The organism is Acidaminococcus sp. CAG:542 (assembly GCF_000437815.1).
Lineage (GTDB): Bacteria > Bacillota > Negativicutes > Acidaminococcales > Acidaminococcaceae > Acidaminococcus.
The window spans coordinates 1-14723 of the sequence record NZ_FR902091.1; the positions used below are offsets into that span (position 1 = coordinate 1).

Below are 14723 nucleotides of genomic sequence, written 5' to 3' on the forward strand. Positions count from 1 at the left end.
TTTTTTGTCAGCGGTCAATGGTCAATTGTCAATGGCCGGTATAAAAAATAAGGTGTGCTGCAGTTTTTTCTGCAGCACACCTTATTTTTTATACCCGAAATTCCCGTCTTACCATCCCCGGTATTTCTACTTCATACCCGGTGACTTTGGATTTCGCTTTACTGGTGGCCAGGACACCCAATGTCAGGATATCCAGCAACCCTTCCACTTTTTTCGTCATTTCGTAACCGCTTTTCGCTGTCATTCCCATGATCCATCCCTCCTACTTTCTTGCCATCATGCCAGGGACCGGTTCCGTTTACTCGAAATCGAAATACCCCATGGGATCCCAGTCTTTCAGGCTGGGGACATCGCTTCCGGACAGGCTGGGAGCGAACAGTTCCAGGATCTTCTCTTCTACGCTGCCGGCTTCCGTGCGAGCCATCGTTTCCATTTTACCATTCATTCCCATAAGAACCCCTCCTTTTTTGTTCGGCTATTTCCGAACTGTCTTTATTATAACTCATGTATTGTTCATGTATAGTACTTCACATTCAGTTCACATTTAGATGTTTTGTTCAGGGGTAAATTGTAAATAATTTTACGGAATTTGAGATAATTTAAGGAAGACTGCTGCCCATACAGCAGCCCCTGCCACTCACCACTCCCTTCTGGCACTTTTATCCCCGATTCCCATCTTTATCCGGTATTTGTTCACAGTCCGGCGGGCCACCTGGATGCCCTGTCGTTCCAGGGCCCTGCAGAGAGCCTGGTCGCTGAGGGGGTGGTGCTTGTCTTCTCCGTTGATCAGTTCCCGGATCAGCTGCTGGAGCTTCTCTTCCGTCACCTGGCCCTCTTCCCGGGAGGCCGCCTGACCCTGGAGGAAACTGCCGGCGGTGAAGCTGCCCCACCGGCACCCCAGGATCTTGTGCTGGAGGGCCCGGCTCACCGTGGACAGGGACAGTCCTGTATCTTCCGCCAGATCCGCCAGCTTCAAAGGCTTCCGGTGGCCGGGACCCAGCCGGAAAAAGGCTTCCTGGTGAGTCACCAGAGCCTGGAACACCAGGAGCAGGGTCTGATGCCGTTCCTTCAGCAGCTGCTGAAGCTGCCGGGCTTTTATCAGCTGTTCCTTCAAATAGGATTTCACCTGGGTTCCCTGGTTCCGGCCCCAGTCCATGTACGCCTGGTTCAGGATGAATTTCCGGCCCCAGGGATCATGGACTGTCACCTGAAGCTCTTTTCCCGTATCTTCCACCCATACGTCTTCCCGCTGATAGACCACCGGTCCACTGGCAGCATACCGGCTGCCGGGCTTGGGATCCAGAGCCCGGATCCGTTCCCGGGCTTTGAGGACTTCTTCCTGGGTGCAACGGAATTTCCGGGCCAGAGCCGGGATCTGGTTCTGCCCCAGGAGATCCAGTCCTTCCCGGACGATTTTCCGGGCCAGGTCCGCCTCTTTCCCCTGGTTTTCCAGCTGGAGCAGCAGACACTGGGACAGATCCCGGGCTCCCACCCCAGCCGGTTCCAGCTGCTGGATCAGCCCCAGCACCTTCCGGACCTTTTCTTCCGTGACCCCGAAGGCCCGGGCAGTATCCGGGACGCTTTCCGTCCACCAGCCCCGGCTGTCCAGAGTCCCGGCTATGTAAAAGGCCAGGTGCCGTTCTGCTCCGGAAAGCCGCAGACACCCCACCTGTTCCTCCACCACCTGCTGGAGAGTCTTTTCCTGCCGGCCTGCATTGGCTACCGGGTCCGGCAGGGAATCATCCTCCCGGTCCCGGACGGTCCGGTCCCGCCTCTGTTCTCCCGCCGTCTCCCGCCAGTCCGGAGCCGTCCCTTCCCCGGGAAAGTCCAGCAGAGGATTGGCTTCCACCGCCTCCTGGATGTACTGTTCCATTTCCAGAGCTCCCAGCTGGAGCAACTTCATCTGCTGGACCAGATACAGGTTCAGCTGCTGTTTCTGCTGGGGAGCCAGAGTGAGTTTTGTCATGTTCATAATAGGTTTTCTTCCTCCTTTCTGCCCTGTTTTTTATCCTGTTTATAAAAAAATAATATACTCTAGAGTATAATACTTTAGAGTATATTATTTTACAAGACAGAGAATTTTCTTTTTTAAAGCCCCTTTTCCTCCAGTGCGTCTTTCAGCTGGTGGAAGGCCTTTTCCACGGTGGCACGGGGACAAGCCATGTTGAACCGTTCGAACTGGGAGGTAGCCGGTCCGAAGATCTTCCCGGAATCCAGCCACAGTTTGGCTTCATCCACCACCAGGTGCTCCAGTTCCTCATCGGAGAGCCCGTAGCCGGAAAAGTCGATCCACACCAGATAGGTGCCTTCCGGTTCCACAAAGGTGGCTTTGGGAAGGTTTTCCTTCACAAAATCCCGTACCCAGGCAATGTTCCCGGCAATGTATTCCACCAGTTCCTTCACCCATGCATCCCCTTTGGTATAGCAGCTCTTCACTGCCACCTGGCCCATGATGCTGCCCTGGCTGTAGCCGGCGGCGGCGTTGGCCTTCCGGTATCTCCGGCGGAGTTCTTTATTGGGGATGATGATGTTCCCGGGCTGGAGTCCCGCCACATTGAAGGTTTTGCTGGGGGAGTTGAAAACAACCAGATTGTCTCTGTACTTTTCATCCAGGGCCAGGAAGCTGGTGAAATGGTGGGGCGCATAGACAAAGTCGCAGTGGATCTCGTCGTCCAGGATGATCACCCCGTGCTTCAGGCAGATATCTCCCAGCCGGGTCAGTTCTTCTTTGGTCCACACCCGTCCTGCCGGGTTGTGGGGACTGCACAGCAGGAATACCTTTACCTGGTTCTCTAGGATTTTCTGCTCGAAATCAGCGAAGTCAATGGTATATTTTCCGTTTTCGTAATGGAGCTGACTGTTGATGAATTTCCGTCCATTGTCTTCAATCACTTCCCGGAAGGGGTAGTACACCGGCTGCTGGATCAGCACGGCATCCCCCGGTTCGGTAAAGGCCTTGACCCCGGTGGCCAGGCCAAAGACCACTCCGCAGCCCAGGGTCACCCATTCCGGCTGGATGTGGTATCCGTGGTGAAGGGAGAACCACCGGTCCAGGGCGGTGAAATATTCGGCGTCCGGATCCGTGTAACCGAAGATCCCGTGGTCGATCCGTTTGTGGAAGTCTTCCAGGATCTCTTCCGGCAGGGCGAAATCCATATCTGCCACCCACATGGGCAAAAGATCCGTCCGCCCCTTCCGTTTCATCCCAAAATCATATTTCAGGCAGCTGGTGCCCTTCCGGTCGATGATCCGGTCAAAGTTGTATTTTCCCATACGATCGCTCCTTTTCCCAGTTGTTTTCTATATTATATTACCGGATGAAAAGGAAGTTGGCAACAAAAACGGGGGGTGTGGGGTGATTTTCACCCCACCTCTTTACAACTTCGCCACCAGTGCGTAGATGGTCATGCCCAGGGCGAACAGGTAGCAGATGGTCATGGAAATCTGGAGGAGCCGGGGCGGTTTCAGCCCTTCGTTCACGTCTTTCCGCCAGATCATCCGGGTAACGAAGAACCCGGCGGTGGGGGTACCGATGGCCGTGGCCAGGTTGGCAATGAAGATCAGCTGGGTGGGAGACCCGTTGTACAGGAAGCAGATCACCGTCCCGAACACGATGCAGGCGGTACAGCTCCACCGGACCAGTCTGCTTTCCAGGCTCACATCCTTGTCCAGCCCTGCGTTCAGCAGCACCACGCCCCGCTGGGTATTCCCCAGCAGGCTGGAGAAAGCGGCTCCCAACAGAGCCAGTCCCATGACCAGGTTGGCATAGCTGCCCAGGAAGGGCCGGAGCATATCCGCCAGCTGGACAGGGGATTTGATCCGCAGTCCCTGAGGATGGAGGACGATGGCCCCTACCAGCACCACAGCCCCGGAAATCAGGATCACCGTCACCACATGGGCAATGGCGTCCGCCAGCATAGTGCCGTTGAACATGTCCTTTTTGTTCCATTTCTTTTCCGCTCCCAGGTAGGTGCCGTAGACCCCGGCGGTAATGGCCGCATGGGTGCTGATAAACGCCAGGGAGTGGCGGATGCTGCCGTTGGGGAAGCCCCAGTGGGTAACACCCCGGAAAAAGCCGCCCCATTCCGGTCCCCCGGATACATACAGGGTGGCGTAGAAGGCGGCGATCATGGCCAGGATGCATACCAGGATCCCCTTTTCCACTTTGGAATAGGTATTCTTGGCAAAATACATGGCCAGCAGGATGGCGATCATGATCAGGGACCCGATCTTCCAGTCGATGCCGAAAAGCAGGTTCATGCCGGCGCCGCTGCCGGAAATGTTCCCAAAAGTGAAAAACAGGCAGGCCAGGAACAGACAGCAGCCTACAAAAGCGGCTGCGGCTTTCCCGTAAAAATGCCGGATGGCGTGGATGATGGGCAGTCCGGTGAGCATGGTGATCCGGTAGCAGGTCAGCATGAAGGTGATGCCCATGATGAAAATGGGGATGAACAGCCACAGCATGTCATAGCCATAGTTGGCCCCCAGCATGGAGGCGGTGGTAATGGCTCCCGGGCCTATGACCACCCCGGTCAGCACGATGCCGGGACCGATCCGCTTCAGCATCTGCAGAAAAGTCAATTTGGGAACCGTCTCCGGGTCAAAGCCCAAATGTTCAATGTACATAATACCTTCTCCTTGTCCATGTCCGCTGCTGCCGGTTCCCGGCCGACAGCAGCGGGTAATTTGGGATTGTTTGGGGCAGCTGCTTGCAATCGTTTGCATTATTTCTGGTTATTTTATAGCATTTTCCTCCTGTTTCCGTCAATGTTTTCTGATACTTCTGCAATTTCTTGCAGGGTGAGCAGCACTATATAATCAGTATTCACGGGCTTTTTCAGCTTTTTATTGACTTTTTTCACCAGGTATGATATGTATTTCTTATCTGCAAACGTTTTCAGAAATCAGCGGAAATAGAAAAAAATCCAGACGCAGTCCGAAAAGGTCCGTCCGGAAAGGAGGGAAACCCATGCCAACCCTGAAAGACGTGGCCAGGCTGGCCTGTGTGGACGTAAGCACGGTCTCCCGGGCCCTGAATAACAATCCCTGTGTCCACGCGGAAACCAAAGCCCGGATCATGGCCGCCGTGGAAAAGCTCAGCTACCGGCCCAACCTGCTGGCCAAAGGTCTGCGCCAGGGCAAACGCCACACCATCGGAGTGGTGGTTCCCCGGCTCCACTTGACAGTGTTCTCCACCGTGGCCCAGGCCATCGAGGAGGCGGCCCGTGACCAGGGATACGCCACACTGCTGTGCAGCACGGAAGATGACCCTCAGATGGAAAAAGACGGCCTCAGCCGGCTGCGGAACGGCCTGGTGGACGGGATCCTGCTGGCAGGCACCGGCAAGAATAAAAAACTGGTCCGGGACATCCAGGCCTCCGGGATCCCGGTGACCCAGGTGATCCGGATCCAGGACGATACCTTGTCCAGTGTTACCGTGGACTATGTAAAATGCGGCTACGAAGCGGTAAAGTACCTGTATGCCAAAGGCAGCCGCCATCCCGGTCTCATAACCGGTTCTTTGAAACTGTCTCCCTATAAATTCCGGTATCAGGGCTATAAGGAGGCCCTGGAGGAATTGGGATTGAAAGAGATCACCTCCGAAGCCAAAGGTTTCACCAATTCCCTGGAATATGGCTACCAGGCCACCCGGCAGATGCTCCAGGAGCATCCGGAACTGGACGCCATCCTGGCGGCCATGGATGCCCAGGGGATCGGAGCCATGCGGGCCCTGAAGGAAGCAGGGAAAAAGGTCCCCAGAAATGTGCGGATCATCAGCCTGACCGGTCACGAAATCGGCAGTATGCTGGAAACCACCATGACCACTCTGGAAATGCCCGCCCGGGAAATCGGCCGGAAAGCCGCCCAGCTGGTGCTGGAACAGATCGAAGCCAAAGATCGGAGTGCCGTGGCCATCCAGCATGTGGTCTATGATTCGGTGCTGATCGAACGGGAAAGCACCTGATACAACTGTTGTGCAACCATTGTAGGACAAAGGTTGGATGAAAAAAGGTGTTGCACATTGTGTGCAACACCCCTGTCACTAGCCTCTTGTCACTGGTCACTGGATGCGGGCGGACCAAGGGAACTGTGAAAAAATGAGAAATCATTTTTTCACAGCTCCCTTTTTTACATAAATTTTGAACCGAAGCTGTATACTGTCAAGGCCGTGGTGAACAGATAGCATACAGTCATGGCAATCTGGAGCAGCCGGGGCGGCTTCAGGCCGGCTTGGACGTCTTTCCGCCAGATCATCAACGTAACGAACAGACCGGCTGTAGGCGTTCCGATACTGGTGGCCAGGTTGGCCAGGAAAATCAGCTGGGTGGGAGACCCACTGTAGGCAAAACACACAGCCACCCCCAGCAGCAGGCAGGCCACGCAGCTCCACCGGACCCGTTTGCTTTCCAGGCTCACTTCCCAGTCCATTCCGGCGTTCAGCAGCACCACTCCCCGCTGAGTGTTCCCCATAAGAGCGGAAAACGCAGATCCCAGCAGCGCTGCCCCCATCACATAGCGGGCTTTGCTTCCCAGGACCGGTTCCAGCATCCCGGCCATCTGTACCGGACTGCTGATCTGAAGGCCCCTGGGGTGGAGCACAATGGCTCCCACGGTCACAATGGCCCCGGAAATCAGGATGACCGTCAGGACATGGGCGCAGGCATCGGACAGCATGGTCCCATTGAACAGATCCTGCTTCTTCCATTTTTTCTCTGCCCCCAGATACGTTCCATAAATCCCGGCGGTAATGGACGCATGGGTGCTGAGAAAGGCCAGAGAGCTTAGGACACTCCCTTCCGGAAATCCCCAGTGGATGATTCCCTGGAAAAAGCCCTGGGGATCCGGTCCCCCGGAAGCGTACAGCGTGGCATAAAACGCCACGATCATGCCCAGGATACAGACCATCACCCCTTTTTCGATTTTGGAATAGGTGTCCTTGGAAAAATACAGCCCCAGCAATAGTGCCAGCATAATCAGCGCCCCTACCTTCCAGTCCACCCCAAACAGCAGATTCATCCCTGCCCCACTGCCGGAAATGTTCCCAAAAGTGAAAAACAGGCAGGAAAAGAACAGGCAGATGCCTACAAAGGCCGCTGCTCCTTTGCCATAATAATGCCGGATGCCGTGGAGCAGAGGCATCCCGGTAAGCATGGCCAGCCTGTAACAGGTAAGCATAAAGGTAATGCTCATGATGAAAATGGGAATGAACAGCCACAGCATCCTGTACCCATAGCTGGAACCCAGCATGGCTGCGGTGGTAATGGCTCCCGGCCCCACCACCACCCCGGCCAGGATGATCCCGGGGCCGATCCGTTTGAGGATTTCCAGGGCAGTCAGCCGTTTGACTGTCGCCGGGTCGAAGCCAAGTTGTTTATTGATTGTTGTTTCCATTGTGTATTCCTTTGCTGATAATAAAGCGGCTGCCCGTCATTGGATGAGCAGCCGCTTTGCAGTTTCCTTTATAGAAGGTAAGAAGGGTGGATTGAATCAATCCGTTAAAAGGGATTGTTTTCGCCTGTTTTAGGAGGATGGGTTTGTTTATTTTTCAAACGGTTTCATATCCACTTTAGGCAGGCCGCTCTTTTTCAGACCTTCTGCCACCCAGTCTTTTTCTTCCTGGTCCAGAGGCAGCACCGGTTTCCGCATGAGGCCGCTGGTGAATACGCCCCGCTGTACCAGAGCTTCCTTCAGGCGGGCATGGGCTTCACCGGAAGGCTGGCCGCCGCCATAAATGGCCTGGCTGATGGGGTAGATGTTGTTGGAAGCATCCTGGGCTTCCTTCAGGGTGTGGTTGGCCGGATCCTTGAAGACGCTCCAGGCTGCAGTGATCAGTTCAGGCACGCAGCCGGCAAACCCGATGAGAGCGCCGTCCATGCCAGGGAACCAGGATACGCACAGGGTTTCGTCATGGCAGGTGATCAGAGATACATCCGGGCAGGCTTTCCGCAGTTCACGGACATCATGTTCGTAGATGGCGGTGACACGGGTGCCCATCTTGATGGCCTTTACATGGGGGATTTCCTTGACCATCTTGATCAGGGTTTCCACCGGATAGAAGGCTTTGCTGGTGGCCGGATACAGATGGATGATAATGTCGATGTCGGCACCGTCAGCCACGTCTTTCACGAACTGGAAGGGAGCTTTGGGGTTCATCCCGAAACGCAGCCACATATGAGGAGGCATCAGCAGGATCCCGTCAGCCCCGGCGTCTTTGGCATCTTTGGCCATTTCGATGGCGCCTTCGGTATTTTCACAGTTGACCCCGGAGATGATGGTCATCACATCCCCGCATTCTTCCGCACAGATTTCCGTAACCCGTTTCCGTTCTTCCCGGGTCAGGCCGGTGACTTCGCCGGTATGGCCGTTGCAGACCAGGCCTTCGATGCCTTTGTTGTAGAAGGATTTGATCCAGCGCAGGTACGCTCTGAATTCCGGTTCGTTGATGGAATAATCAGCGTTCAGAGGAACGGATACCGCCGGGAAAATGGTCTTGAAGTTCTTTACTTTTGCCATGGTGAAAACCTCCTGAAAATGATCTTATATTTTTTGCTTGTCTCTGCAATCGTTTGCATCAACCTTGGCTATTTTATATCATGTTTCCCGGTTCCCCGTCAATATTTTCTGACAGTTCCGCAATTTTTTGCATTGCAATTTTCAGGACTATTCTAGTATTGATGCGCTCCTTCGGCTTTTTTCCATTTTTTATCTTTTTCCGTTTTTCTCCTGCAAACGATTTCACGTCACGCCTGTGCTGCTCTGCAGCATCCTGGAAAACTGCTATAATGGGTCCTATCTGAAAGGAGTGTTCCCCATGTATAAAAAATTTTGGCTTTCGATGACCGCCTTGCTGACGGTCCTGGCCTGTCTGCTGCCCATGGAGGTCCTGGCCCCCACCGCGGAGGCCCGCCGGTACCAGTGGGTGGTGATCCTCAGTGACATCCATTATGGGAGCAAATCCCAAAAGCCGGACGTCCGGACCCGGAAGATCCACAACAAGGAACAGGCGGTCCGGGACATCAACCGCTGGCAGGATGTGGACCTGTGCGTCTTTACCGGGGATATGGTCCAGAAAACCGGCAGCCCGGCAGATTACAAACTGGCCCGGAAGCTGACGGACCATCTGAAAAAGCCCAAGGAATTCCTGGCCGGAAACCACGAAATCATCTACCACCGGGATCTGTCCAGCACCGGAAAACTGGTTCCGGCAGATTCCTACGAACGGGGCCTCCATATGCAACAGTATGAAAAGGACTTTGGTCCCCTGTATCATTCCCGGAAACTGGGATCCTACTTCCTGCTGTTCCTGTCCCCGGATACCCTGGAAAGCAAATATGCAGTGGAACTGTCCAAAGAACAGCTGGACTGGCTGAAAAAGGAACTGAAAGACCACCGGCAGGAACCCACCCTGATCTTCTGTCATGCCCCTGTCACCGGAACCATGGTCCCCGGCAGCAAACTGGACAAACCCCGGAATTATGTCCAGCCGGCCAAAGCCATAGGCAAACTGCTCCGGGCCAATCCCCAGATCCTCCTGTGGGTTTCCGGCCATACCCATACTTCTCCCAAAAATCCCAGTTTTTCCAATCCGGTGAACCAGATTGCCGGTACAGCCATCCTGGATGTGTACAACCCCACCTGGGACGGAAAACAGGTATGGACTAATTCCCTGTACCTGTACCCGGAAAAGATCCTGATCCGCACCTACAGCCACAAAACCCATCAGTGGCTGCCCCAGTTTGACCGGACGGTATGGGTTAAGGGGCTCTACCGCTAAGGGGTGCTGCACGCAACGTGCAGCACCCTCTTTCTTATAAAGTACTGTAAACTGTTTTCTTCCCGCTTTTTTCCGGATTCTTTTGGATGGATGCGAAATAATGCTCTGTGTCTTCCACCAGGCTGTTGGTGAGAAGGGTCCGGAAAGCGGCTGGTTCCATCCCTTCACCCAGGACGGCGAATACATAGTTCCCGGTTTCCCAAGTTGCGGCGTAGGATTGGGGACTGATCTGGGCCAGTTCCACTTCCGTCTCATTTACGCGTTGCTTCTTCCATTCAGTACCGTAAATTCTGCTGAGATTATTGTTTTTATTATCTTTTTTTAATGCAGTACGGATTCTCACCCTGCTGTCCGGCTGTCCCATCCGAACGAAGGCAAGGTCCGAAGCCCGGCCGCCGATCACGGAAATCCCCTCCAGGGCATAGCCGGAATCCCGGCTGAGAGTCAGAGGGCAAAATCCCAGGACACGGGCGGCGGATCCATAGGTTCCATAACTGACAATGGGGTTGGGGATCTGGACGGATCCTTCGTCAGCAGGAGCGACAGCCCCCAGGCCGGCAGTGCCCAGGACCAGTACAGCCGCCCCGGCAGCCAGGGAATGTTTCAGGTGAGAAGTGTACATGGCAAGACCTCATTTCCGATAGAGTAAAAAACTGTGTTTCCAGAAGGAGTGTAACACCGAAAGGCCCGTGGAACAAGAGGAAGAACGGTTTTGGAATGGGAAAAACAGCCTTAACGGGGAAAGTGCATAAAAAAAGTGCAGGAGTTTACAGGAAAAAGGGGAGGAGGCGGCTGCAGAGGCAGCAGCCTCCGATCAGCAGTCAATGGTCAACAGCTGAAGGAGGAAACCCGCGGCTGCCAACCCACCGCCCTTTTCCTCTTTTTTCTTTTCGCACACACAAAAAAGAAGCTGTTGCCGGAGCAACAGCTTCTTTTCATTTTCAATTGGTGGGATTATGCGGATTCGAACCGTAGACCTCATCGATGTGAGCGATGCGCTCTAACCAACTGAGCTATAATCCCGATAAATTGTATTATACGCTACTTGTCCAAATAATGCAAGGGTTTTTAGAAAAAAATTCCGGCAGCCACGCCCGCCACCAACAGCCCCGGCAGCATGTTTCCCACCCGGATCTTCAACAGTTTAGTCATGTTGATGCCGATCCCCAGGATCATCAGTCCGCCGCAGGCGGCAACTTCCTGGACCACAAGCTGGCTCATCCAGGGCCCCAGGAATCCTGCCAAAGCGGTTAGGATTCCCTGATAAACCCCAACGGACAGAGCCGAGAACAGGACACCGACCCCAAAATTGGAAGCATAGATAATGCCGCTGAGACCGTCGATCAGCGCCTTGGTGTAAAGGGTGGTGGGATCCCCGGAAAGCCCGTCCTGGATGGACCCCACAATGGCCATGGCCCCTACACAGTACAGCAGACTGGCGTTCAGGAACCCTTCCACAAAGGCGTCCGTCCCGGCATCCCCCTTCTTCCGGGATTTTTGGAATTTTTCAGCCAGGAGGGTTCCCACCTGTTCCAGTTTTTCCTCAATACCCAGGGCTTCTCCCAGGATGGAGCCCACCACCAGACTGATGATGGTCAGCAGGATGTGCTGCCCCTGGAGAGCCATCTGGATCCCCAGGACAATGACACACAAAGCCAGTCCGTAGATCACGGTTTCCTGGTATTTTTCCTTGATTCCCCGGCCCACCAGAAGGCCGAGCAGACTGCCTCCTGCAATGGCGGCCACATTCACAACCGTACCCATTCCCACCATCGCCGCCTCCTACACGGTAAAGAGGCCGGGCTTTTTCCGGCCGGCGTTTTTTTCCGGCCCTTTCAGCAGATCATAGAGCCGTTCCAGATCTTCCGGCCCGTAGTATTCGATGAGGATCCGTCCTCCTCTGTCCTTTTTGAACGGTTCGATCTTCACCCGGGTGCCCAGATACTGGATCAGTTTTTCCTGGAAGGCATGGGTATCCGTATCCTGGGGCTGGCTTTCCCTGCCGGCAGCTTTCTTACCGCCCTTCTTCTGTTTTTCCGGAGGAATCAGGTCCTCTTCCGTCTGGAAATACAGATGCCAGGGCTTCCCTTCCCGTTCCGCCTTGGCCACTTCTTCCACCACCCGGGCGGACCAGCCTCCTTCTGCTGCCTTCCGGGCCAGTTCCGTGATTTTCTCCGGCGCATCCAGTCCCAGGAGCGGCCGTACCTGGCCGGGGGTAAGTTTGCCTGCAGAGACCATTTCCGCCGCCTCAGGAGGCAGTTTCAGCAGCCTCAGGGCATTGGCCACTGCAGCTCGGCTCTTCCCCAGCTTGGACGCAGCCTCCTCCTGGGTGAGCCCCAGGCTTTCCATCAGGTTCTGGATGCCCCGGGCCTCTTCCATGGGATCCAGATCGCTGCGCTGCATGTTTTCCACCAGGGCCACTTCCATCATGGCACTGTCATCGTATTCCCGGACCACCACCGGCACTTTGGTGAGCCCGGCGGCTTTGGCCGCCCGCCAGCGCCGTTCTCCGGCCACGATTTCATACTGCCGGCCTTTTTTCCGGACGATGAGAGGCTGGATCACCCCGCTTTGCCGGATGCTTTCCTCCAGTTCCCGGAGCTTGTCCGGATCGAAGGTCTTCCGGGGCTGGTAGGGATTGGGCTTCAGATTCTTCAGGGCCACTTCCCCTACGGTTTCCCCGGCTTTCTTTTCTTCCACCACCGGTTTGGGAGCCGGTGCCTTGGTCCTGCGCCCTCCAAACATCTTATCCAGGCCCGTCATGCCCAGACCGCCTTTCTTACCGGCCACGGCGCTTCACCTCCCTTGCCAGGCTCCTGTAAGCTTCTGCCGCCTTCCCGTGGGGATCGTACACCGTAATGGGCTGGCCGTAGCTGGGCGCCTCTCCCAGCCGTACGGAACGGGGGATCATGGTCTTGAACAGAAGATCCGGGAAATGTTCCTTCACCTGGGCCACCACATCATTGGACAGGTTGGTCCGGCTGTCGGTCATGGTCATGACGATCCCTTCAATGGCCAGGTCCGGATTGGTGGACTGGCGGATCCGGTCCACCGTAGCCAGCAGCTGGGTCACCCCTTCCAGAGCATAGAATTCGCACTGGATGGGAACCAGCACTCCATCCGCCGCCGTCAGGGCATTCACCGTCAGGAAACTGAGGGAAGGAGGACAGTCGATGATTACGTATTCATAATTGTCTTTTATTTTGGACAGATGCTTCTTCAGGGCATTGGCGGGATTCTTCTTTTCGATCAGGTCGATTTCCGCCCCTGCCAGGTTCATGGTGGCGGGAGCCACCCACAGGTTCTTCCAGGCAGTGGGCTGGATGATGCTGTCCAGCTCCGTATTGTTGATCAGCACATCGTACATGCAACAGGCCAGGCTGTTTTTATCGATACCCAGACCGCTGGTGGCGTTTCCCTGGGCATCCAGGTCCACCAGCAGGGTCTTTTTCCGGCTTTCCGCCAGACAGGCCGCCAGGCTGATGCTGGTGGTGGTCTTCCCCACCCCGCCCTTCTGGTTGGCCACGGCAATGACTCGGGTCATAGGGTCCACTCCTTTCGTTTCTTTTTGGGACACTGTAGGATATTGTAACATAGAAATGAGGTTGTTGCACATAGCAGCAACAACCTCATGCGGTTTTACGGCCCTAAACCCTGTATCCTCTCTTCCCGATTTCCACCACCGTCTCACAGGCTTTGACCAGGCTGGGGATGGGGAGGTATTCGAACCGGCCATGGAAGTTGGTTCCTCCGGTGAACAGGTTGGGGCAGGGCAGACCCCGCCAGGACAGCCGGGCTCCGTCGGTGCCGCCCCGGATGGGATCCACCGACGGAGTGACCCCTACGGCTTCCATGGCCTCTTTGGCCAGTTCCACTACGGCCATGTGTCCGTCCCGGATCTTTTCCCCCATGTTGAAGTACATGTCCCGGTGCTCCACTTCCACGCTGCCGGCCCCGTACTTTTCATTCAGGAAAGCGGCCAGACGGTCCAGGAAGGCTTTCCGTTCTTCAAAATGCTTTTTGTCATGGTCCCGGATCAGCATGTGGATTTTGCAGGTCTCCACATCCCCGGTGATCTTGTGTACATGGAAGAATCCTTCGTACCCTTCGGTATATTCCGGCTTTTCCCCGGCAGGCAGGGCCTGCTGCCATTCCATGGCCAGGGTCAGGGCATTCTTCATCTTCCCTTTGGCGGAGCCGGTGTGGACGCTGCGGCCGTGGAAGGTGATCACCGGATTGTCCGCGTTGAAGTTCTCATATTCCAGGCCTCCCAGTTCTCCCCCGTCCACGGTATAAGCAAAGTCCGCCCCGAATTTTGCCACATCGAAGGCAGAGGAGCTCCGGCCGGTTTCCTCATCAGGGGTAAAGCCCACCCGGAGAGTCCCGTGGGGAATTTCCGGATGGTCCCGGAAATATTCCAGAGCTGTCACAATGGCCGCCACCCCGGCTTTGTCGTCCGCCCCCAAAAGGGTGGTGCCGTCGGTGAACAGGATATCCTGGCCCCGGTACTTTTTGACCTCCGGGAAATCTTCCGTGGAAAACAGGATCTTTTTGTCCCGGTTCAGCAGGATGTCTTTCCCATCATAATTCCGGACCAGGAGCGGTTTCACGTCCTTGCCGGAAGCTTCCGGGCTGGTATCCATATGGGCGATGAATCCCACGGTGGAACCGGTGATCCCTGCCGTGGCCGGCAGGGTGCCCATTACATACCCCTGAGCATCCAGGGACACATCCGTAAGCCCCAGGCTTTTCAGTTCTTCCGCCAGGAATCTGGCCAGCACCATCTGTCCCGGAGTGCTGGGCAGTTCCCGGTCATTTTCCTCGCTGGATTGGGTATCGAAAGAAACGTATTTCAGGAACCGGTTGATGATGGTTTGAGAATCGATCATGGTATCATTCCTTTCTGGAGGATTGGGCTGCTGCCAGGGCAGCAGCCCAATTTAGTGTC

14 protein-coding genes and 1 tRNA gene are annotated in these 14723 nt (G+C 55.3%); 2 read left to right on the top strand and 13 right to left on the bottom strand.

Going from position 1 to position 14723, the window contains the following annotated elements; all coding sequences use genetic code 11:
- Positions 1-88 precede the first annotated feature (88 nt).
- From QVO43_RS08045 to QVO43_RS08065, 5 genes are all read right to left on the bottom strand, one after another.
- A complete protein-coding gene (locus QVO43_RS08045) occupies positions 89-250 on the bottom strand; it encodes a hypothetical protein (RefSeq protein ID WP_022488017.1) in 162 nt (53 codons plus the stop codon).
- Positions 251-298: 48 nt separating this feature from the next.
- Entirely contained in the window at positions 299-451 is a 153-nt protein-coding gene (locus tag QVO43_RS08050; protein ID WP_022488018.1) for a hypothetical protein, read from the bottom strand.
- 186 nt (positions 452-637) lie between these two features.
- The gene (gene rpoN / locus QVO43_RS08055; protein ID WP_022488019.1) at positions 638-1972 is read right to left on the bottom strand and encodes an RNA polymerase factor sigma-54; all 1335 of its coding nucleotides are present in this window, start codon (positions 1970-1972) and stop codon (positions 638-640) included.
- A gap of 116 nt (positions 1973-2088) precedes the next feature.
- Positions 2089-3273, bottom strand: a complete 1185-nt coding sequence (locus QVO43_RS08060; protein ID WP_022488020.1) for a MalY/PatB family protein — start codon at positions 3271-3273, stop codon at positions 2089-2091.
- Positions 3274-3375: 102 nt separating this feature from the next.
- A complete protein-coding gene (locus QVO43_RS08065; RefSeq protein ID WP_022488021.1) occupies positions 3376-4626 on the bottom strand; it encodes an Nramp family divalent metal transporter in 1251 nt (416 codons plus the stop codon).
- A gap of 343 nt (positions 4627-4969) precedes the next feature.
- Here QVO43_RS08065 and QVO43_RS08070 point away from each other — a divergent pair, with 343 nt between their 5' ends.
- The gene (locus QVO43_RS08070) at positions 4970-5965 is read left to right on the top strand and encodes a LacI family DNA-binding transcriptional regulator (RefSeq protein ID WP_022488022.1); all 996 of its coding nucleotides are present in this window, start codon (positions 4970-4972) and stop codon (positions 5963-5965) included.
- Positions 5966-6129: 164 nt separating this feature from the next.
- On the opposite strand, the gene QVO43_RS08075 is transcribed toward QVO43_RS08070, so the two are convergent.
- Together QVO43_RS08075 and QVO43_RS08080 are read right to left on the bottom strand one after the other, a co-directional pair.
- Entirely contained in the window at positions 6130-7392 is a 1263-nt protein-coding gene (locus tag QVO43_RS08075) for an Nramp family divalent metal transporter (protein ID WP_022488023.1), read from the bottom strand.
- A 147-nt stretch (positions 7393-7539) separates the two neighbouring features.
- Positions 7540-8514: a dihydrodipicolinate synthase family protein gene (locus QVO43_RS08080; RefSeq protein ID WP_022488024.1), complete on the bottom strand. Its 975-nt coding sequence runs from the start codon at positions 8512-8514 to the stop codon at positions 7540-7542.
- 298 nt (positions 8515-8812) lie between these two features.
- On the opposite strand from QVO43_RS08080, the gene QVO43_RS08085 reads away from it, so the two are divergent.
- Positions 8813-9775, top strand: a complete 963-nt coding sequence (locus QVO43_RS08085) for a metallophosphoesterase family protein (protein WP_022488025.1) — start codon at positions 8813-8815, stop codon at positions 9773-9775.
- 34 nt (positions 9776-9809) lie between these two features.
- On the opposite strand, the gene QVO43_RS08090 is transcribed toward QVO43_RS08085, so the two are convergent.
- From QVO43_RS08090 to pepT, 6 genes are all read right to left on the bottom strand, one after another.
- Positions 9810-10397, bottom strand: coding sequence for a hypothetical protein (locus QVO43_RS08090; protein ID WP_022488026.1), 588 nt, complete (start codon positions 10395-10397; stop codon positions 9810-9812).
- Positions 10398-10721: 324 nt separating this feature from the next.
- Positions 10722-10798: transfer RNA gene (locus tag QVO43_RS08095), tRNA-Val, on the bottom strand.
- A gap of 45 nt (positions 10799-10843) precedes the next feature.
- A complete protein-coding gene (locus QVO43_RS08100) occupies positions 10844-11539 on the bottom strand; it encodes a DUF554 domain-containing protein (protein ID WP_288174782.1) in 696 nt (231 codons plus the stop codon).
- Positions 11540-11557: 18 nt separating this feature from the next.
- Complete coding sequence (locus tag QVO43_RS08105) at positions 11558-12565, bottom strand: ParB/RepB/Spo0J family partition protein (protein ID WP_022488028.1); 1008 nt, start codon at positions 12563-12565, stop codon at positions 11558-11560.
- Complete coding sequence (locus QVO43_RS08110; RefSeq protein WP_022488029.1) at positions 12555-13319, bottom strand: ParA family protein; 765 nt, start codon at positions 13317-13319, stop codon at positions 12555-12557. The genes QVO43_RS08105 and QVO43_RS08110 overlap by 11 nt, the downstream gene beginning before the upstream one ends.
- A gap of 103 nt (positions 13320-13422) precedes the next feature.
- Positions 13423-14664 carry a peptidase T gene (gene pepT / locus QVO43_RS08115; protein WP_022488030.1) on the bottom strand — a complete coding sequence of 414 codons (1242 nt, stop codon included), beginning with the start codon at positions 14662-14664 and terminating at the stop codon, positions 13423-13425.
- Positions 14665-14723: the final 59 nt, after the last annotated feature.